General features: G+C 74.0%; 18 protein-coding genes and 1 pseudogene. 17 read left to right on the forward strand and 2 right to left on the reverse strand.

Annotated elements, in window-relative coordinates; genetic code table 11:
• The first annotated feature begins 1 nt into the window (after position 1).
• The 11 genes from FGG90_RS03870 to leuA all read left to right on the forward strand — a co-directional run bounded on the left by FGG90_RS03870 (position 2) and on the right by leuA (position 13400).
• A complete protein-coding gene (locus tag FGG90_RS03870; RefSeq protein WP_094130263.1) occupies positions 2-754 on the forward strand; it encodes a 16S rRNA (uracil(1498)-N(3))-methyltransferase in 753 nt (250 codons plus the stop codon).
• Between the two features lie 28 nt (positions 755-782).
• Positions 783-1142: an HIT domain-containing protein gene (locus FGG90_RS03875; RefSeq protein WP_094130261.1), complete on the forward strand. Its 360-nt coding sequence runs from the start codon at positions 783-785 to the stop codon at positions 1140-1142.
• The gene (locus tag FGG90_RS03880; protein ID WP_094130258.1) at positions 1129-2178 is read left to right on the forward strand and encodes a PhoH family protein; all 1050 of its coding nucleotides are present in this window, start codon (positions 1129-1131) and stop codon (positions 2176-2178) included. The genes FGG90_RS03875 and FGG90_RS03880 overlap by 14 nt, the downstream gene beginning before the upstream one ends.
• On the forward strand, positions 2175-2636 hold the full coding sequence (gene ybeY / locus FGG90_RS03885; RefSeq protein ID WP_012299081.1) for an rRNA maturation RNase YbeY: 462 nt from the start codon (positions 2175-2177) through the stop codon (positions 2634-2636). The genes FGG90_RS03880 and ybeY overlap by 4 nt, the downstream gene beginning before the upstream one ends.
• Before the next feature lie 10 nt (positions 2637-2646).
• Positions 2647-3966: a hemolysin family protein gene (locus FGG90_RS03890; RefSeq protein WP_094130255.1), complete on the forward strand. Its 1320-nt coding sequence runs from the start codon at positions 2647-2649 to the stop codon at positions 3964-3966.
• On the forward strand, positions 3959-5035 hold the full coding sequence (gene era / locus FGG90_RS03895; RefSeq protein ID WP_094130252.1) for a GTPase Era: 1077 nt from the start codon (positions 3959-3961) through the stop codon (positions 5033-5035). The genes FGG90_RS03890 and era overlap by 8 nt, the downstream gene beginning before the upstream one ends.
• 138 nt (positions 5036-5173) lie before the next feature.
• On the forward strand, positions 5174-6673 hold the full coding sequence (locus FGG90_RS03900; RefSeq protein ID WP_094130249.1) for a sensor histidine kinase: 1500 nt from the start codon (positions 5174-5176) through the stop codon (positions 6671-6673).
• 66 nt (positions 6674-6739) lie between these two features.
• Positions 6740-7426, forward strand: coding sequence for a response regulator (locus tag FGG90_RS03905; RefSeq protein ID WP_094130246.1), 687 nt, complete (start codon positions 6740-6742; stop codon positions 7424-7426).
• Positions 7427-7512: 86 nt separating this feature from the next.
• Complete coding sequence (locus tag FGG90_RS03910; RefSeq protein WP_094130243.1) at positions 7513-8910, forward strand: alpha/beta hydrolase-fold protein; 1398 nt, start codon at positions 7513-7515, stop codon at positions 8908-8910.
• Positions 8907-11468: a bifunctional lysylphosphatidylglycerol flippase/synthetase MprF gene (locus FGG90_RS03915; protein WP_094130240.1), complete on the forward strand. Its 2562-nt coding sequence runs from the start codon at positions 8907-8909 to the stop codon at positions 11466-11468. The genes FGG90_RS03910 and FGG90_RS03915 overlap by 4 nt, the downstream gene beginning before the upstream one ends.
• A gap of 165 nt (positions 11469-11633) precedes the next feature.
• Entirely contained in the window at positions 11634-13400 is a 1767-nt protein-coding gene (gene leuA, locus FGG90_RS03920; RefSeq protein ID WP_094130237.1) for a 2-isopropylmalate synthase, read from the forward strand.
• Between the two features lie 117 nt (positions 13401-13517).
• On the opposite strand, the gene FGG90_RS03925 is transcribed toward leuA, so the two are convergent.
• Positions 13518-14195, reverse strand: a complete 678-nt coding sequence (locus FGG90_RS03925; protein WP_094130234.1) for a trimeric intracellular cation channel family protein — start codon at positions 14193-14195, stop codon at positions 13518-13520.
• A gap of 118 nt (positions 14196-14313) precedes the next feature.
• On the opposite strand from FGG90_RS03925, the pseudogene recO reads away from it, so the two are divergent.
• The 4 genes and pseudogenes from recO to FGG90_RS03945 form a co-directional block, all read left to right on the forward strand.
• A pseudogene (gene recO / locus FGG90_RS03930) lies at positions 14314-15027 on the forward strand (DNA repair protein RecO); the annotation flags it as partial.
• Between the two features lie 221 nt (positions 15028-15248).
• Positions 15249-16115 carry an isoprenyl transferase gene (locus tag FGG90_RS03935; protein ID WP_094130228.1) on the forward strand — a complete coding sequence of 289 codons (867 nt, stop codon included), beginning with the start codon at positions 15249-15251 and terminating at the stop codon, positions 16113-16115.
• A 10-nt stretch (positions 16116-16125) separates the two neighbouring features.
• Complete coding sequence (locus FGG90_RS03940) at positions 16126-17235, forward strand: Gfo/Idh/MocA family protein (protein ID WP_094130225.1); 1110 nt, start codon at positions 16126-16128, stop codon at positions 17233-17235.
• Between the two features lie 112 nt (positions 17236-17347).
• The gene (locus tag FGG90_RS03945; protein WP_094130222.1) at positions 17348-18733 is read left to right on the forward strand and encodes a glycine--tRNA ligase; all 1386 of its coding nucleotides are present in this window, start codon (positions 17348-17350) and stop codon (positions 18731-18733) included.
• 51 nt (positions 18734-18784) lie between these two features.
• Here the strand turns inward: FGG90_RS03945 and FGG90_RS03950 are convergent, their stop codons facing one another.
• Entirely contained in the window at positions 18785-19318 is a 534-nt protein-coding gene (locus FGG90_RS03950) for an aminoacyl-tRNA deacylase (RefSeq protein WP_094130219.1), read from the reverse strand.
• 51 nt (positions 19319-19369) lie between these two features.
• On the opposite strand from FGG90_RS03950, the gene FGG90_RS03955 reads away from it, so the two are divergent.
• Both FGG90_RS03955 and FGG90_RS03960 read left to right on the forward strand, forming a co-directional pair.
• The gene (locus FGG90_RS03955; protein WP_094130216.1) at positions 19370-20095 is read left to right on the forward strand and encodes a DsbA family oxidoreductase; all 726 of its coding nucleotides are present in this window, start codon (positions 19370-19372) and stop codon (positions 20093-20095) included.
• Entirely contained in the window at positions 20092-20352 is a 261-nt protein-coding gene (locus FGG90_RS03960; RefSeq protein ID WP_094130213.1) for a hypothetical protein, read from the forward strand. Before FGG90_RS03955 ends, FGG90_RS03960 begins: the two co-directional genes overlap by 4 nt.
• The last annotated feature ends 74 nt before the right edge of the window (positions 20353-20426 follow it).

Consider the following 20426-nt stretch of genomic DNA (forward strand, 5'->3'; position numbering starts at 1 on the left):
CGTGGCGCACTTCCACCTGGCGGACGACCTCGGCGACGGCGACCTGGCCGTCGGCCGCGTCGTCGCGCTCGGCGCCGCGGAGTCGCGCCACGCGGTCACCGTGGGGCGCATCCGGGCGGGCGAGGCGCTCCTCGTCGGCGACGGCCGCGGGACGATCGCGTCGTGCACCGTCACGACCGCGGATGCGCAGCGGCTGGAGCTCCGGGTCGACCGCGTCGAGGAGCACCCCGAGCCGTCGCCGCGCGTGGTGCTCGTGCAGGCGCTCGCCAAGGGCGACCGCGACGAGCTGGCCGTGCAGGCGGCGACCGAGCTCGGCGTCGACGCGGTGATCCCGTGGCAGGCGCAGCGCTCGGTCTCCCGGTGGGAGGGCGCCAAGGTCGCCAAGGGCCGCGACCGCTGGCAGGCGATCGTGCGCGAGGCCGTGAAGCAGTCCATCCGGCCCCGCGTGCCCGCGGTGGAGGAGCTCGCCACCACGAAGGACCTCGTGCGGATGGCCGCGACCGCCCGCGTCCTCGTGCTCGACCCGACGGCCGCGATGCGGCTGTCCCGGCTCGACCTGGGGGCCACGGGCGCGGACGCCGCGTCCGACGTGCTCCTCGTCGTGGGCCCCGAGGGCGGCATCGGCCCGGCCGAGGTGGAGGCCCTCCGCGCGGCGGGCGCCATCCCCGTCGCGCTGGGGTCCGGGATCCTCCGCACGTCGACCGCGGGACCCGCCGCGCTGGCGCTCGTCAACGCGGCGCTCGGGCGATGGTGACGTCGCGGGTGCCGCGTAGGCTGGACGCATGAGCGAGACCCGAGAGCCCACCGTCTTCGAGCGCATCGTCGCCCGGGAGATCCCGGCCGAGATCGTCGCGGAGACCGAGCGCGTCATCGCGTTCGCGGACATCGCCCCGAAGGCCCCCGTGCACGTCCTGGTGGTGCCGAAGACGGCCGCGTACCGCGACGTCGTCGAGCTCGCCGCGGGCGACCCGGCGCTCCTCGCGGAGGTCGTCGAGGTCGCGTCGCGCATCGGCGCCGAGCGCGCGGGCGGGCAGTTCCGCCTCGTCTTCAACACGGGCGCCGACGCCGGCCAGACCGTGTTCCACGTTCACGCCCACGTGCTCGCCGGCTTCGGCGGCCGGGAGGACCATGTCGGGCTCTGACCCGCGGGGCGGCGCGTCGGCTGCGGCGGACCGCGTCGAGCAGACGGCGACGATGGACGGCGTGCTCATGGTGCGCCTCCTCGGACCGCAGGACCGGCTGCTCCGGCAGATCGAGCGCGAGCACCCGGACGTCGACGTCCGGGTCCGCGGCAACGAGATCACGCTCGTCGGCACCCGGGCGGACGTGGCCGCGGCCCGTCGGCTCATCGACGAGGTCGTGGCGATGGTGGAGGACGGACAGCACGTGGAACCCCAGGAGATCGAGACGAGCGCGCGCCGGCTCGGCGAGGACGACGGGCGGACCCTGTCCGACGTCCTGAGCGAGGCCATCGTGCAGTCGCGCGGCCGCACGGTGCGGCCGAAGACGCAGGGCCAGAAGGAGTACGTGCAGGCGATCGACGAGAGCACGATCGTGTTCGGCATCGGCCCCGCCGGAACCGGCAAGACCTACCTCGCGATGGCCAAGGCCGTCCAGGCGCTGCAGCGCAAGGAGGTCGAGCGCATCATCCTCACGCGGCCGGCCGTCGAGGCGGGGGAGCGGCTCGGCTACCTGCCCGGCTCGCTCACCGACAAGATCGACCCCTACCTCCGCCCGCTGTTCGACGCGCTCAACGAGATGATGGACCCGGAGCTCGTCCCGAAGCTCATGGCCTCCAACACCATCGAGGTCGCGCCGCTCGCCTACATGCGCGGCCGCACGCTCAACAACGCGTTCGTCGTGCTCGACGAGGCCCAGAACACCACGCCCGAGCAGATGAAGATGTTCCTCACCCGCCTCGGCTTCGGCTCGAAGATGGTGGTCACGGGCGACATCACGCAGGTCGACCTGCCCACGGGCTCGAGCGGGCTGCAGCTCGTCACGCGCGTGCTGGACGGCATGGACGACATCCACTTCTCCCGCCTCACGAGCGACGACGTCGTGCGGCACACCCTGGTCGGCCGCATCGTGGACGCGTACACGCGCTACGACGCGGAGCGCCAGGCCGCCGACCACCTCCGCGCCGAGCGCCGCACCGCCCCTGGGAGCACCCGATGAGCATCGAGATCAACAACGAGTCGGCCGTGGAGGTCGACGAGCCGCTCATCCAGCGGCTCGCGACGTACGCGCTGGACACCCTGCACGTGCACCCCGACGCCGAGCTCGCCATCGTGATGGTGGACGAGGGCGCGATGGAGCAGCTGCACGTGCAGTGGATGGACGAGCCCGGCCCCACCGACGTCCTCAGCTTCCCCATGGACGAGCTGCGCCCCGGCACGGAGGACCGGCCGACGCCCGCGGGCCTCCTCGGCGACATCGTGGTGTGCCCGCAGGTCGCGGCCGAGCAGGCCGTGACGGCCGGGCACTCGACGATGGAGGAGATCCTGCTGCTCACGGCGCACGGCATCCTCCACCTGCTGGGCTTCGACCACGCCGAGCCCGACGAGGAGCGCGAGATGTTCGGGCTCCAGCGCGACATCCTGATCGGGTTCGCCATGAGCGAGCGCGGTCGCTGACCCGCCGACGATGCTCGCCCTCCTCGTCCCCGCCTTCCTCCTGGTGGTCCTCGGCGGCCTCTTCGCCGCCTCCGAGGCGGCCATCTCGTCCCTCTCCCGCGCCGACATCCAGGAGCTCGCGCTCGCGTCGCGCGCCCGGCGGTCGATGCTCGCGATCTCGACCGACGCGGGCGCCTACGTCAACTCGCTGAGCTTCGTGCGCATCATCGCGGAGACGAGCGCCGCCGTGCTCGTCACCCTGGCGCTGGCGTACACGATCGCCGAGTGGTGGATCACGCTGCTGCTCGCCGCGGCCATCATGACGGCCGTCTCATTCGTGCTCGTCGGCGCCAGCCCGCGCTCCGTCGGCCGCGTCCACGCGCGCCCGCTGCTCGCGTGGACGGCGCTCATGGTGCGCGTGATCCGCGTCGCCATCGGCCCGGTCGCCGACGCGCTCGTCGCGCTCGGCAACCGCGTCACGCCCGGCCGGCCCAAGACCGTGGCGACGTTCACCAGCGAGGAGCAGCTCCTGAGCATGGTCGACGAGGCCACGGAGCTCGAGGTGCTCGAGGAGGACGACCGCGAGCTCATCCACTCCATCTTCGAGTTCAACGACACCGTGGTGCGCGAGGTGATGATCCCGCGCACCGACATGGTCGTGGTCGAGCAGACCGCCCAGGTCGGCAGCGCCCTCGGGCTCTTCCTCTCCCGCGGCATCTCGCGGGCGCCCGTCACGGGTCGCGACTCGGACGAGATCGAGGGCGTGCTCTACCTGCGGGACCTCGCGCGCATGGTCTACGAGCGGCCCGAGGAGGCCGAGCGCACGACGGTCGACCACCTCGCCCGACCCGCCGTCTTCGTCCCCGAGTCGCAGAAGGCCGACGCGCTGCTCCGGCAGATGCAGCTGGAGTCCAACCACCTCGCGATGGTGGTGGACGAGTACGGCGGCATCGCCGGCCTCGTGACGCTCGAGGACCTCATCGAGGAGCTCGTGGGCGACATCAGCGACGAGTACGACCGCGACGTGCCCGAGTTCGAGGACCTCGGGGACGGCGTGTACCGTGTGAGCGCCCGGCTCCCGATCGACGAGCTCGGCGACCTGTTCGGCCTCGAGCTCGACGACGACGACGTGGACAGCGCCGGCGGCCTGCTCGCCAAGACCCTGGGCCGGCTGCCCGAGCGCGGATCCGTCGTGCGGGTCGGCGGGCTCGTGCTCACGGCCGACCGGGTCGAGGGGCGCCGCACGCGCATCAGCACGATCCTCGTCGAGCGCGACCGCGCGGACGAGGACGACGACCACGAGGCGGCCCCCGCGGGCGCCGCCGCCAGCAGAGGACACGACCATGACTGACCCCCGGGACGACGACGCCGCGGACGACGCGACCACCGCCGCGGACACGGCGCCGGGAGCGGGGACCGAGGCGACAGCCGACGCGGCCGCGCCCGCGCCGCTCTCCGACGAGGCGTGGGGCATCGACCGCGACGCCGACACCGCGGCCGCCCGCCCGAAGCGCAAGCCCCGCGGCGGCGCGCCCGCCTACCGCGCCGGCTTCGTCTCCTTCGTCGGCCGCCCGAACGTGGGCAAGTCGACGCTCACGAACGCGCTCGTGGGGGAGAAGGTCGCCATCACGAGCTCCAAGCCGCAGACGACGCGCAAGGCGATCCGCGGCATCGTGCACCGGCCGGACGGGCAGCTGATCCTCGTGGACACCCCCGGGATCCACCGCCCGCGGACGCTCCTCGGCGAGCGGCTCAACTCCCTCGTGCAGACCACGCTCGGCGACGTGGACGTCATCGGCCTGTGCATCCCCGCCGACGAGCGGATCGGCCCGGGCGACCGGTTCATCAACGAGCAGCTCGACGAGTACCCGCGCGCCCGCAAGATCGCGATCGTCACCAAGACGGACTCCGCGTCGCGCCACGCGGTCGCCGAGCAGCTCCTGGCCGTGCAGGAGCTCCGGGACTGGGACGCGATCGTGCCCGTCTCCGCGGTCGAGGCCATCCAGCTCGACGCGCTCGTGGGCGAGCTGCTGAAGGCCCTGCCCGTCTCGGAGCAGCTCTACCCGGACGACGCCGTCACCGAGGAGGGGCTCGAGGCCCGCATCTCCGAGCTCATCCGGGAGGCCGCGCTCGAGGGCGTGCAGGACGAGCTCCCGCACTCCCTCGCCGTCACGATCGACGACATGATCGAGCGCGAGGACAAGGAGCTCCTCGAGATCTACGCGAACCTCTTCGTCGAGCGCGACAGCCAGAAGGGCATCGTCATCGGCGCCCAGGGGTCGCGGCTCAAGCACGTGGGCCAGGTCGCGCGCGCCCAGATCGAGCCGCTCGTCGGGAAGCGCGTCTTCCTCTCGCTGCGGGTGAAGATCGCCAAGGACTGGCAGCGCGACCCGAAGCTGCTCGGCCGCCTCGGCTTCTGACCGGCGGCCGGGCCTCCCGGTGGCGCGGCCGCCCGTCGGCCGCCGCGCGTACATCGCGCGGATGAGATCGGGGCGACGGGCCGCGGATCCTCGACCGAGGCGGGCGCGTCCGCCGGGCGCGGCCCGTACGGTGGTCCCATGCTGCGCAGGATCCCGAGGTACCAGGTCGTCCTCGACGTCGTCCTCGCCGTGGCGTTCGTCGCCCTCCTCGCCCCCGGGTCGATCGGCGTCATGGCCGCCGGCGCCTTCGGCGTCTTCTCGTTCACGACCTCGCCGGTCTCCCTCGTCCTCGTGCTCGTCATGGGCGCGGCCCTCGCCGTGCGCCGCCTGTCGCCCGGCCTCTCGCTCGCCGTCGCGTGGGCGGGCGCCGTCATCCAGATGGGCGCGGGCGTGGGCGTCGAGCCCGGCGACCTCGCCGTCGCGGGCGTCGTCTACTGCACCGCCGCCTACGGGGGCCGGCTCGTGCGCGCGCTCGGCCTCGCCTCGGCGCTCGTCGGCGGCGTCGTCGCCGCCCTCTACCTCTCGTACGAGTCCGGGCGCGTGCCCATCGGCAGCGCGGCCTTCAGCACGGGGGAGTGGACGGCGTACGCCACCCTCGTGCTCTTCCTCCTCCTCTGCGCGTGGAGCGTTCTGCTCGCCTCGTGGACGGCGGGCCGCCTCGTCGTCGCGTCGCGCGCGTCGCACGCCAGCCGGAGCGCGCAGGAGACCGCCGAGCGCGACCAGGCGCGGGCGCTGCACGACGTCGTGGTCGAGCAGGAGCGGAACCGCATCGCCCGGGACATGCACGACGTGGTCGCGCACTCGCTGGCCGTCGTGATCGCCCAGGCCGACGGCGCGCGCTACGCCCGGCTCGTGGATCCCGAGGCGTCGGACCAGGCGCTCCGCACCATCTCCACGACCGCCCGGCAGGCGCTGGGCGACGTGCGGATCCTCCTGGCGCAGCTCCGGCACAGCTCCGACGACAGCCCGCAGCCCGAGCTCAAGGAGCTCAGCGACCTCATCGAGCAGATGCGCTCCACGGGCCTCACGATCGCCTTCGTCGAGACGGGGGAGCCGGGCGCGTTCGGCACCGGCCAGCAGCTCGCCGTCTACCGGATCGTGCAGGAGGCGCTCACCAACGTGCTGCGGCACGGCGACGTCGCGCATCCCGTCGACGTGGAGCTGGCGTGGGAGCCCGACGGCGTGTCGGTCGCGGTGCGCAGCCGCACGCTGCCGGACCCGGTCCGGCCGCCGCGCACCACCACCGGGATCATCGCGCTGCCCGTGCTGCCGCCCGCTCCCGCGACCTCCCCGCAGCCGGTCGGCCACGGGCTCGCGGGCATGCGCGAGCGCGCGACGCTGTCCGGCGGCCGGTTCTCCGCGGGCGTGCGCGACGGCGTGTGGACGGTCTCGGCGTGGGTCCCCTTCGCGCCGGCGACCCGGCCCGTCCCGCGCGTGCCGGTCGCCGGCGCCGAGGCCGCGACCGGACCCGACGCCCGCAGCCGGCCGCTCACGCTCGACGAGCTCTTCCCGCCCGAGGCGGCCGCCGCCGGCACCGCGACGCTGGGCGCCGCCGTCAGCCCGCACCGCACCGCCGCCGCCCGTGGCGTCGCGGCCGCGGCCCGGCGCGCCGCCGACGACCCGCCCGCGCGGCCCTGACCCGGCCCTCCGCCGCACCGCACAGCCGCTCCACCCCGCCCGCTCCGCTCCGACAGAAGGACCCCCGTGCCGACACCCCCCATCCGCGTCGCCCTGGTCGACGACCAGGCCCTGTTCCGCACGGGCGTCCGCATGCTCATCTCCTCGCAGCCCGACCTCGAGTTCGCCGGGGAGGCGGCCAACGGCGAGGAGGCCGTGGGCCTCGCGCGGGAGCAGCGGCCGGACGTGATCCTCATGGACATCCGCATGCCCGTGATGGACGGCATCCACGCGACCGCCGAGGTGCTGCGCGCGGCCGACGCCCGGGGCGAACGGCCGCCGCGGATCCTCGTGCTCACCACCTTCGACCTCGACGAGAGCGCCGCGCGCGCCATCCGCGCCGGCGCGAGCGGCTTCGTGCTGAAGGACGCCGACCCCGAGTTCCTGCTCGCCGCCATCCGCACGGTCCACGCCGGCAACTCGGTCATCGCGGCCTCCGCGACCCGCCAGCTGCTCGAGCACTTCGACCCCGGATCCCAGCCGCGCGTCGCCCCGCCCGCCTTCGCCGCGCTGACCTCCCGGGAGCGCGAGATCTTCGTCCTGGCGGCGCGCGGGCTCAGCAACGCCGAGATCGCGCAGGCCGAGTTCCTCAGCGAGGCGACCGTGAAGACCCACGTGAGCCGCATCCTCGCGAAGCTCAGCCTCCGCGACCGCGTGCAACTCGTGGTCTTCGCCTTCGAGCACCGGCTCACGGGGACGCAGCCGCGCGCCTAGCCGCTCTGCACGCCCACCCGGGTCCGCCCGGGCCGGTGGGCTAGATTCGATCGCCGCCATCGCTCCCCGTTCCAGAGGAACCCTCCGTGCTCCACGACCTCGCCGACCTGCCGATCATCTCGGCGTCGTTCGTGACCGCGTCGACGGTCGGCTCGATCGTCGTCTTCGTGCTCCTCGCCGTCATCGCCCGCCGGGCGCGCCTGCGCACCGGCGCCCGCAGCGCGGATCCCCGGCGCACCCGGCGCGCGCTCCTCATCGGCGCCGCGACCGGCGCCGTCGCGGGCCTCGCCCTCACCTGGATCCTCGGCGACGCCCTCGACCTCTTCGGCGTCATCCTGTCCGGCCCGACGCGGGCGTGGACGGCCCTCGGCGGGCTCGGGCTCGGACTCGCCGTCGTGACGCTGCTCGGCAGCAGGCGCGCGGTCACGGGCGTCGGCGGACTCGGCCCGGCGCCGCGCCGCCTGCGCGTCCTGCACGCGGTCGTCGCGGCCGTGACCGTGCCCGCGGTGGCGTTCTCGGCCGCCGTGGGGATCAACGCGGACATCCAGGAGTACCCGAACATCGCGGCCGCCTTCGGCCTGTCGCGCATCGGACCGCTCGACCTGTCGTCCGTCGCGGGTCCGGAGGACCCCGCCGCCGAACCCGCGTCGAGCGACCCGGTGGAGGCGACCTGGAAGGCGCAGGAGAACCTGCCCCCGCGGGGCCGCGTCGGCAGCGTCACGATCCCGGGCACGCAGTCCGGGTTCCCCGCCCGCGACGCGCTCGTCTACCTGCCGCCCGCGGCGCTGGTGGCCGACGCCCCCGCGCTGCCCGTGGTCGTGGCCATGTCCGGGCAGCCCGGCTCCCCGCTCGACCTCGTCGACTCGGGCCGCATGGACAAGGTCCTCGACCGCTTCGCCGCGACGCACGGGGGCCTCGCGCCCATCGTGGTGATCCCCGACCAGCTCGGGGCGCAGGGCGCCAACCCGATGTGCGTCGACTCGCCCCTCGGGAACACCGACACGTACCTGACGGTGGACGTCCCGGCGTGGATCACCGCCCACCTGCGCGTGCTGCCCGGTCGCGACCACTGGGCGGTGCTCGGCTTCTCGCAGGGCGGCACGTGCGCGGCGCAGCTCGGGTCGTCGCACCCCGACCTCTTCGGCACGTTCGTCGACATCTCCGGCGAGGTCGCCCCGTCGCGCGGCGGCGACACCGTGGCAGCCGGCTTCGGCGGCTCCCAGGCGCAGTACGCGGCGGCGTTCCCGGCGGCCATCATGGAGGCCAGGCGCCCCTACGAGGACAGCGCGGCGTACTTCTGCGTCGGCGAGAACGACCAGCAGTACCGGCCCGAGGTCGAGCAGGTGCAGGCAGCGGCCCAGGCCGCGGGCATGGTCACGCGGATGAGCACGGCACCGGGACGCGCGCACGACTGGGGGGCCGTCAACCTCTGCGTCGCCGACGTCACCCCGACGCTCGCGCAGCGGCTGGGGCTCACGCGATGAGCGCCCGCCCCCGCATCCTCACCGTCCGTGGCGCCGCCCGCGCGCTGGCCGCCCGGCTCCTGGCCCAGCCGGTGACCCTCGGCATCGCCGCCGTGATCCTGCTGCTCGGCGTGCTCCCCGCGGTGTCCGACCACTGGGCGCACGTGATCCACCACGACCTCGCGACGGGCTACCTCCCGGTCGTCGAACGCGGCCACTGGTGGACGACGGCGACCGCCGCCTTCCTCACGGACGGCCCGGTCGAGCTCGTCGTGTCCCTCCTCGCCGTCCTCGTGCTCGTCGGCGCCGCCGAGCGGCTGATGGGCTGGTGGCGCACCCTCCTCGGCTTCGTCCTCACGGGCACCGTCGGATCGCTCCTCGGCATCGCGGTGCAGGCGCAGGGCCTCGTGGACGGCGAGCTGTGGTCGCACGGCGTGCGCGGCATCGCCACGGCGGATCCGCTCACGGCGGTGGCCGGCGTCCTCGCCCTCTCGAGCGCGTGGGCCGGGGTGCTGTGGCGGCGGCGCATCCGCGTCGTCCTCGCGGTCGTGGTGCTCGTGTTCCTGCTGTACTCCGGGCAGCCGTCGGACCTGTACCGGCTCCTCGCGATCATCGCGGGCGGCGTCGCGGGCGGGCTCCTCCACCGGCCGGGCGGCGGCGCGCGCTGGCAGCGCAGCTCCCACCACGAGGTGCGGGTGATCCTCGCCGCCGTCGTCGGCATCCTCGGCACCGGCCCGGCCATCGCCCTGCTGTCGCGGAGCCGCTACGGGCCGCTCGCGCCCATCGCCCTCCTGTTCGTCGACGACCGCGTGCCGGGCGACGCCATCTCCACGCGCTGCCTGTCGAGCGACTTCACGCACGACTGCCTGCAGGAGATCATGCTGGCCCGCATCGGCGGCGGCGTGGGCCCGATCCTGCTGTCCGTCGCCCCGCTGCTCGCCCTCCTCGTCGCCGCCTACGGCCTCGCCCGGGGGCGCCGCTTCGCCGTGTGGCTCGCCGTCGCGGTCAACGCGCTGCTCGCCGTCCTGTCGGCGTACGCCTTCGGGATGCTCGTGCACCGCGACATGGTCTCGCCCCGCCTGTCCGCGTCCCCGTCCGCGCACCCCGAGGCGGTGGCGGCGCTCGTGGCGTCCGTGCTGCTGCCGCTCGGCAGCGCCATCGTGCTCGTGCTGATGCGGCGGCACTTCACGATCCTCTCCACGGCCCCGGCCATCCGCCGCTTCCTCATCACGGTGGGCGCGGCGCTCGCGGGCCTCATGTCGCTCTTCGTGGGCGTCGGCCTCGCGCTGGCGGACGGCTTCACGCGCACCGTCGACCTCAACGACCTGGTGGCGGAGGCGCCCGACCGCTTCATCCCGGCGTCGTTCCTCCGCGGCGAGTCGCTCGACTTCCTGCCGACGGACCCGATCACCGACGTCGTGTACCGCGGCGTCGGCCCCGCGTTCTGGATCATCCTCGTGATCGCGAGCCTCCGGGCCATCGCGGACGTCCGCATGGCCGCCGTGCCCCGGGCCGCGTCGCTCGTGCGACCGGCGCTCGAGCGCGGGGCGATCGGATCGCTCTCGCACATGGCCACCTGGCCCGGCAACTCGTACTGGATCGCCGCCGACGGGGCGACGGTCGTCGCCTACCGCGTGGTGGGCAGCGTCGCGATCACCACGGCGGCGCCCTTCGGCGCGCCCGCCGACGACGAGCGGGCCCTCCGCGACGTCCTCGGCCAGTTCGCGCGCTACGCCGACGACAACGGCTGGACGCCGGTCTTCTACAGCGTGCCCGCGACCCTCACCCCGATCTTCCGCGACATGGGCTGGGAGACGCTCGTCGTCGCCGAGGAGACGGTCGTGCGCCCGGGCACGTGGCAGACCACGGGCAAGAAGTGGCAGGACGTGCGCACCTCGATCAACCGCGCCGACCGGGCGGGGATCCGCGCCGAGTGGACCACGTGGGGCGAGCTGCCGCTGGCCTGGGCGGGCCAGATCGACCAGATGTCCGAGGAGTGGGTCGCCGAGAAGGAGCTGCCCGAGATGGGCTTCACGCTCGGCGGCGTCGAGGAGCTGCGCGACCCGCAGGTGCGGCTCATGCTCGCGGTCGACGCCGACGACCGGGTGCAGGCGGCCACGAGCTGGCTCCCCACCTGGCGCGACGGACAGGTGGTCGGCTGGACGCTCGACTTCATGCGGCGCCGGCCCGACGGCATCAACGGCGTGATGGAGTTCCTCATCGCCCGCTCCGCGATGCGGATGAAGGAGGACGGCATCGAGTTCATGAGCCTGTCCGCGGCGCCTCTCGCGCAGACCCGGGCCGCGTCCTCCGCCGGGGAGTCGGACGCGGCGGGGGAGGAGCCCCGGGAGAGCGCGGTGGAGCGGATCCTCGAGTTCCTCGCCGACTCGCTGGAGCCCGTGTACGGCTTCCGCTCGCTGCTGGAGTTCAAGCGCAAGTTCCAGCCCGAGCTGGTGCCGCTGATCATGGCCTACCCGGACGCGACGGCGCTCCCCACCATCGGGCTCGCGCTCACCCGCGCCTACCTGCCGTCCACGTCGGTGCGCGACCTCACGCGCGTGCTCCGCTCCGCCCGCTGACCGACGCGGCCGCGCGCCCGCGGGTGCGGACCGCCCGGAGGCCGGTGTACCGTGGAGGCATGCAGTCCGGCCGCCTCCTCCTTAGTCGCCGCGGCGAGGCCTGATCCGGCCCTCCTCGTCGCGGAGTCCCGTCACGGCTGACCCGACATCGACGAGGAGACGACCATGAAGAGCACGCAGACCCCCAGCGGGATGCCGATCCACAAGTACCGCCCGTTCCACGAGCAGATCACCGTGGAGCTGCCCGACCGCACCTGGCCCGCCCGCCGGATCACCCAGGCCCCGCGCTGGTGCGCGGTCGACCTCCGCGACGGCAACCAGGCCCTCATCGACCCGATGAGCCCCGAGCGCAAGCGGATCATGTTCGACCTGCTCGTGCGCATGGGCTACAAGGAGATCGAGGTCGGCTTCCCGTCGGCCAGCCAGACCGACTTCGACTTCGTGCGCAGCCTCATCGAGGAGGGCGCGATCCCCGACGACGTCACCATCCAGGTGCTCACGCAGGCGCGCGAGCACCTCATCGCCCGCACCTACGAGTCGATCCGCGGCGCGAAGCAGGCCATCGTCCACCTCTACAACTCCACGAGCGTGCTGCAGCGCGACGTGGTGTTCCGCACCGACCGCCAGGGGATCATCGACATCGCGCTCGAGGGCGCGCGCCTCTGCAAGCGGTACGAGGAGACGATCCCGGACGTGGACGTCTACTACGAGTACTCGCCGGAGAGCTACACGGGCACCGAGCTCGAGTTCGCGGCCGAGATCTGCAACCGGGTCGTCGAGGTCCTCGACCCGACCCCCGAGCGCAAGGTGATCCTCAACCTGCCGGCGACCGTGGAGATGGCGACCCCGAACGTCTACGCCGACTCCATCGAGTGGATGTGCCGCCACATCGACCGCCGCGACGAGGTCATCGTGTCGCTGCACCCGCACAACGACCGCGGCACGGCCGTCGCCGCCGCTGAGCTCGGCTACCTGGCCGGCGCCGACCGCATCGAGGGCTGCCTGTTCGGCAACGGCGAGCGGACCGGCAACGTCGACCTCGTCGCCCTCGGCATCAACCTGTTCACGCAGGGCATCGACCCCGAGATCGACTTCAGCGACCTCGACGGCATCAAGCGCACCGCCGAGCACTGCAACCAGCTGGCCGTGCCCGAGCGGAGCCCCTGGGCGGGCGACCTCGTCTACACCGCGTTCAGCGGGTCGCACCAGGACGCCATCAAGAAGGGCTTCGAGGCCATGGCCGTCGACGCCGCGTCCCAGGGCAGGACGGTCGACGAGATCCCGTGGGCCGTGCCCTACCTGCCGGTGGACCCGCAGGACCTCGGCCGCTCCTATGAGGCCGTGATCCGCGTCAACTCCCAGTCCGGCAAGGGCGGCGTCGCCTACCTGCTGAAGGCCGACCACTCGCTCGACCTGCCGCGCCGGCTGCAGATCGAGTTCTCCGGCGTCGTGCAGGCGAAGACCGACGCCGAGGGCGGCGAGGTCACGAGCGCGCAGATCTGGTCGATCTTCCAGGACGAGTACCTCCCCGCGCCGCTGGACCGCGTCGAGGAGAAGTGGGGCCGGTTCGAGCTCACCTCCACGCGCACCTCGAGCGACATGGGCGGATCCGTCTCCCTGGACGTCGAGCTCCGCGACGGCGACGAGGTGCGGCAGGCGTCCGCCGCGGGCAACGGGCCGATCGCGGCGTTCCTGCAGGTGCTCGCCGACCAGGGCGTCGACGTGCGCCTCCTCGACTACGTGGAGCACGCCCTCAGCGCGAGCGGCGACGCGCTGGCCGCGTCCTACGTGGAGCTCGAGGTCGAGGGCGTGCGCCTCTGGGGCGTCGGCATCGACGAGGACAGCTCCACGGCGTCGCTCGAGGCCATCGTCTCGGGCGTCAACCGGGCGATCCGCCGCCGCGTGCGCGAGCCGGAGCTGGCCGCGGTCTGATCCGCGGGGCACGACGACGGCCGGGCGGCGACGCCCGGCCGTCGTCGTACGCGCGGTCCTCGGTGCGGGGTCCGTCGTGCGCGGGGAGCGACGCGTGCGGGCTCCCGTCGCGCCGGGTCAGCGGCGCGGACGCGGCCGGCGCAGCGCCGTGAACCGCAGGCGGCTGAGCGCCCGCTGCTCGGGCAGGCTCCAGCCGAAGCGCACCGCGAGGAGCCGCGTGGTGGCGGTGATCGCGACGCACACGATGGCGGCGATCCACATCGGCACGCCGAACGCGGCCAGCGCGACCACGATGATCGCGCCCACGCCGGCCGCGACCGCGTAGAGCGAGCCGACGTGCATCATGGCGATGGGCAGGTTGAGCAGCAGATCGCGCACGAACGAGCCGCCGACCGCCGAGACGACGCCGATGAACACGGCGGGCACCTCCGGGACGCCGGCGGCCATCGCCTTCGACGTGCCGATGGCGCAGAAGAGCCCGATGGTGAGCGCGTCGAGCACGGTGATGACGACGTCGAGCCGGGTGAAGATCCGCTCGAGCAGCATGCCCCCGAGGGCTGCGGCCACGGCGACGAGCATGAGCCAGTTGCTGGAGAGCGCGGCCGGCGTGACGTTGAGGAACACGTCGCGGAGGAGGCCGCCGCCGAGCCCGGTGGCCGTGCCGATGATGGCGACGCCCAGCAGGTCGAGCCGCCGGTCGCGGAAGCCCGCCGCGAACATGGCGCCCTGGAGGCTGCCGATGCTCACCGCCAGGAGGTCCGCCCACAGCGGGATGGTGAGGGGGACGGGATCCATGGCCTCCCCTTGATAGCACAGCGCGGGCGTCGCTCCCGGACCCGTGACGCCGGGCGGACCGGACCCGCCCCGCGCGGCGGCGGAGGGGGAGCCCGGCCGCGGGGCGGATAATCGACAGGTGCCCCTCTACCGTGACGAGATCGTCGTCCTGCGCACCCACAAGCTGGGCGAGGCGGACCGGATCGTCACGATGCTCTCGCGGCAGCACGGCAAGATCCGCGCGGTCGCGAAGGGCGTGCGCCGCACGCAGTCGAAGTTCGGCGCGCGGCTCGAGCCCTTCATGGTCGCCGACGCGCAGTTCTTCGAGGGCCGGACGCTCGACATCATCACGCAGGCCGAGTCCATCGCCTCCTACGGCGCCCTCATCGCGACCGACTACGGCAGCTACACGGCGGCCAGCGCGATGGTGGAGACGGCCGACCGCGTCACCGAGGACGAGGGGTCGCTGCAGCAGTACCTGCTCCTCGTCGGCGCGCTCCGGTCGCTGAGCCGCCGGGAGCACGGCGCGAGCCTCACGCTCGACTCGTACCTGCTGCGGAGCCTCTCGATGGCGGGCTGGGCGCCCAGCTTCCAGGACTGCGCGGTCACGGGCGCGCCCGGACCCCACTCCGCGTTCGTCGTGCAGCTCGGCGGCGTGGTCGCCGACGCGGCCGCCCCGCCCGGATCCCCGCGCCTCGACCCGGACACCCTCGCGCTCCTGTCCGCCCTCCTCACGGGCGACTGGCGGCACGCCGAGGCGGCGACGCTGCGGTCCCAGGCGCGGGCGAGCGGCGTCGTCGCGGCGTACGCGCAGTGGCACCTCGACCGGGGGATCCGCTCGCTCGGCCTCGTCGACCGCAGCGACGCCCGCCAGCTGCTGCCGCCGACCGAGCAGCCCGTGCCGCTCGACGCGCCCGACCTCGACGGCGCCGACCCGGATCCCGCCGCCGCCCTCGCCGCCGCGACCGCGTCCGTCGTGCGGGCCACGCCGCGCGACGCCGAGCCCGACGACGCGACCGCCGCCCGCGCGACCACCGACCCCGCCGACCGATCCCGAGCACAGGAGACGACCCCATGAGCCGACGCCCCGAGGTCCCCGGCCGCACCGACCTGCCGCTCGACTGGACGGGGGAGCGGCCGCCCGCCATCCCCGCCGAGCTCGTGCCGAAGCACATCGCGGTCGTGATGGACGGCAACGGCCGCTGGGCCAACCAGCGCGGCCTCCCGCGCACCGCCGGGCACCAGGCGGGCGAGGAGGCCTGGTTCGACACGGTCGCCGGCGCCGTGCAGCTCGGCGCGACGCACCTGTCCGTGTACGCGTTCTCGACCGAGAACTGGAAGCGCTCGCCCGCGGAGGTCCGCTTCCTCATGGGCTTCAACCGCGACGTGATCCACCGCCGCCGCGACCAGCTGAACGCCTGGAACGTGCGGATCCGCTGGGCCGGCCGGCGCCCGCGCCTCTGGCGCAGCGTCATCGACGACCTGCGGGTCGCGGAGGAGATGACCAAGGACAACACCGGCATGACGCTCACGATGTGCATCAACTACGGCGGGCGCACCGAGATCGGCGACGCCGTCAAGCGCATCGCGGAGGACGTGGACGCCGGCCGGCTCAAGGCGTCGCGCGTCGACGAGCGCACGATCCAGCGCTACCTCTACCTGCCGGACGTGCCGGACGTCGACCTCTTCATCCGCAGCTCCGGCGAGCAGCGCACGAGCAACTTCCTGCTCTGGCAGTCGGCGTACGCCGAGATGGTGTTCCTCGACCGGCTCTGGCCCGACTTCCGGCGGAAGGACCTCTGGGACGCCGTCGAGAGCTACGTCCACCGCGACCGGCGCTTCGGCGGCGCGGTCGACGCGCACGCGGCAGGCGACGACGAGGGGTCCGCGGAGGATCCCGACGCCCCGGACGCCGGCGACCGGGAGGCCGGCGCTCAGTAGCATCGGACGGGTGAGCACACCCGACACCGCCCCCGCCGCCCCGTCCGACCCCGCCGCCGACGCCGCCGCCGACGCGCCGATCCGCGTCGGGATCGTCGGCTACGGGCTCGCCGGCCGGGTCTTCCACGCGCCGTTCCTCGAGGCGAGCCCGGAGTACCGCATCGCGCTGGTGTCCACGTCCGACCCCGACCGCGCGGCCCTCGTGCGCGAGCGCCACCCCGGCGCCGACGTCGTCGCCTCCGCCGACGAGCTGTTCGCGCGGTCCGCCGAGCTCGACATGGTCGTCATCGCGTCGCCCGCCTCCGCGCACCTCCAGCAGGGCCTCCAGGCGCTCGACGCGCACCTCGCCGTCGTGATGGACAAGCCGTTCGTCGCCACCGTCGACGAGGCGCTCATGCTCATCGAGCGCGCCGAGGCGCTCGGCGTCGCCTTCTCCGTCTTCCAGAACCGCCGCCTCGACGGCGACTTCCTCACCGTCCGCCGCCTCATCGAGTCCGGACGCCTGGGCGACGTGCACCGCTTCGAGTCGACCTTCGAGCGCTGGGGTGGGCCCGTCCGCGACCGCTGGCAGGACCGCGAGACCCCGGCCGACGCCGCCGGCATCTCGTACGACCTCGGCAGCCACCTCATCGACCAGGCGCTCCAGCTCTTCGGCCCGGTCGTCGACTTCGCCTCCGAGCTCGCGACCGTCCGCGACGGATCCGCCAGCGACGACGACGCCTTCTACTCGCTGCTGCACGAGTCGGGCGTGCAATCGCACATCACCGTCAGCCGCGTCGCCGCCCTCGCGGGCCCCCGGTTCCGCGTGCTCGGCACCGCCGGCGCGTACGCCGTGCGCGGGCTCGACCCGCAGGAGCCGCTCCTCAAGGACGGCGCGGCGCCGACCGACGCCGGCTTCGGCGAGGCGCCGGAGTCCGACTGGGGGACCCTCGTCGAGGCGGCGGGCGACCCCGCGGGCGAGCGGATCCCCACCGAGCGCGGCCGCTACGCCGACTTCTACGCGGCGATGGCCGACGCCGTCCGCGGCCGCGGACCCGTGCCGGTGGAGCCGCGCGACGCGCTCGAGACCATCCGCATCGTCGAGCTGGCGCACCGCCGGTCCGCGGGCGACGAGGACTGAGCGACCCGCGCCCGTAGACTGGGGGCCGCCTTTCCCCCGGCGACGCCGGCGCCCCGCCGGCGGTCGCCGTCCGCCGACCGGGCACCCAGTCCGGCCCCACCAAGGAGCAAACGTGGCAACCCCCTCGCGTCTCGACCCGGTCATCAACCTCGCCAAGCGGCGCGGGTTCGTCTTCCAGGCGGGTGAGATCTACGGCGGCTCGCGCTCCGCGTGGGACTACGGGCCGCTCGGCGTGGCGCTCAAGGAGAACATCAAGCGCCAGTGGTGGCAGACCATGGTCAACGGCCGCGACGACGTCGTCGGCCTCGACTCGTCGGTCATCCTGCCGCGCCGCGTGTGGGAGGCCTCCGGCCACGTCGAGGTCTTCAGCGACCCGCTGGTCGAGTCGCTGCACACGCACAAGCGCTACCGCGCCGACCACCTCCTCGAGGCGTACGAGGCGAAGCACGGGCACCCGCCCGTCAACGGCCTCGCCGACGTCAACGACCCGGACACCGGCCAGCCCGGCTCCTGGACCGAGCCGCAGAACTTCTCCGGCCTCCTCAAGACCTTCCTGGGACCGGTCGACAACCAGGAGGGCATGCACTACCTCCGCCCCGAGACGGCGCAGGGCATCTTCGTCAACTTCGCCAACGTCCTGAGCGCCGCGCGCCAGAAGCCGCCCTTCGGCATCGGCCAGATCGGCAAGAGCTTCCGCAACGAGATCACGCCGCAGAACTGGATCTTCCGCACGCGCGAGTTCGAGCAGATGGAGATGGAGTTCTTCGTCGAGCCCGGCACCGACGCCGAGTGGCACCAGTACTGGATCGACCAGCGCTACGCCTGGTACACCGACCTCGGCATCGACCCCGAGAACCTCCGCCTCTTCGAGCACCCCGCGGAGAAGCTCTCGCACTACTCGACCCGCACGGTCGACATCGAGTACCGCTTCGGCTTCACGGGCGGCGCGTGGGGCGAGCTCGAGGGCATCGCGAACCGCACCGACTACGACCTGCGCACGCACTCCGAGGCGTCCGGCCAGGACCTCTCCTACTTCGACCAGACGAAGAACGAGCGCTGGATCCCGTACGTCATCGAGCCCGCGGCCGGCCTCACCCGCTCGATGATGGCGTTCCTGGTGGACGCGTACCACGAGGACGAGGCGCCGAACGCGAAGGGCGGCGTCGACAAGCGCACGGTCCTCCGCCTCGACCGCCGGCTCGCGCCCGTCAAGGTGGCCGTGCTGCCGCTGTCGCGCAACGAGCGGCTGTCGCCGGTCGCGCGCGAGCTGGCCGCCGAGCTCCGCAAGGTCTGGAACATCGAGTTCGACGACGCGGGCGCCATCGGCCGCCGCTACCGCCGCCAGGACGAGATCGGCACGCCGTTCTGCGTCACGGTCGACTTCGACACGCTCGACGACCGGGCCGTCACGGTCCGCGAGCGCGACACCATGGCGCAGGAGCGCATCCCGCTCGACGAGCTCATGGGGTACCTGGCCGGGCAGCTCATCGGCGCCTGACCCGCTCCGCGCACGACCGGTCCGCCGTCCCCCATCCCGCCCCGCGCGGGATCAGGGGCGGCGGATCGTCAGCTCGTCGGTGATGTCGCCCACGGTCGCGTCGAGCGCCGCGACGAGCGCGTCCGCGTCCACGAGCGCCGAGACGCCGTGCTCGCCCGCGCCCATGCCGATGCGGCGGCCGCGGACCCGCTCGTCGGCGTACACCGGCAGGTCGCCCTCCGCGCCGAGCGGCGTGATGGTGCCGCGCGCGTAGCCCGTCGCCTCGAGCGCGACCTCGGGCGCCGGCATCGAGAGCTTGTTGACGCCCACGAGCGCGCGCAGCTTCGCCCAGCTGATCTGCCGGTCGCCCGGCACGAGCGCGAGGAGCAGCGCGCCGTCGTGGCGCTTCACGACGAGCGACTTCACGAGATGCGACGGGGGGATGCCGAGGCCCGCGGCGGCCTCCTCGAGCGAGGAGGCGTCGGGGCGCTCGACGACCTCGACGCCGATCCCGAGGCGCGCGGCGTGGGCGAGCACGCGCGCCCGTCCGCGGGGCGCGGCGTCGTCGGATCCGGACGGGACGGGGGCGGGGGAGCTGTCGGCCATGCTCGGGCAACACCGCGGGAATGCCCCGCCTTCCCGACGGGTTGCCCACCCGTGACCGACACCCCCGCCTCCGCCCTGCCCGCCCTCCGCGTCGACGTCTGGTCCGACATCGCCTGCCCGTGGTGCTACGTCGGCAAGCGCCGGTTCGAGGCCGGCGTCCGGGCGTTCGCGGCGCAGACGCCCGACGCCCCGGCGGTCGAGGTCACCTACCGCTCCTTCGAGCTCGCGCCCGACACCCCGGTCGACTTCGCCGGCACCGAGGTGGACTTCCTCGCCGGGCACAAGGGCATCCCCGCCGAGCGCGTCCGCACCATGCTCGCCGACATGACCGCGCTGGCCGCCGCCGAGGGCCTCGCCTACGACTACGACGCGCTGCAGCACACCAACACGGTGCTCGCGCACGAGCTGCTCCACCACGCGCGGGCGCACGGGCTGCAGCTCGAGATGGTCGAGCGCCTGCTGTCCGCGTACTTCACCGAGGGGCGCCACGTGGGACGCGTCGCGGACCTCGTCGAGCTCGCGGCCGAGGTCGGCCTCGACGCGGACGCGGCGCGCGAGGCGCTCGAGTCGCACCGCCATCTCGACGACGTGCGGGCCGACCAGGCGCAGGCGGTGGCCTACGGGATCCAGGGCGTGCCCTTCTTCGTGGTCGACGAGCGCTTCGGCATCTCCGGCGCGCAGGACCCGACGGTCTTCGCGTCCGCCCTCGCCGAGGCGCTGGCCGCGCGCGACGGCGAGACCGTGCGCGTCGTCGCGGGCGAGGAGGCGACGCGATGAGCGCCGCGCCCGCCACCGGGACGCCGCCCGTGGTCGCGCCGGCCGTCGTCGCTCCGGCCGCGACGCCGGCGCCGCAGGTCCCGCTGCTCGCGATGCGCGGATCCGCCGACGCCGCCGCCTGCGAGGGCGACGCGTGCCTCGTGCCCGGCATGGTCGCCGACCCGGCCGCCGCCGGATCCGGAGCCGCCGCGGACGCGGATCCCGCCGCCGACCTCGCGCGCGTGCGCGACGCCATCGACTCCGGCCGCGCCATCTGACCGTCCCTCCCCAGGCGGCTCGGTCCGCCTCCCGGGGCGGATGCCCGCCCGCGTCCGCCGCCCGCCGTCCCGTC

This window comes from Clavibacter michiganensis subsp. tessellarius (assembly GCF_021922985.1).
Taxonomy (GTDB): domain Bacteria; phylum Actinomycetota; class Actinomycetes; order Actinomycetales; family Microbacteriaceae; genus Clavibacter; species Clavibacter tessellarius.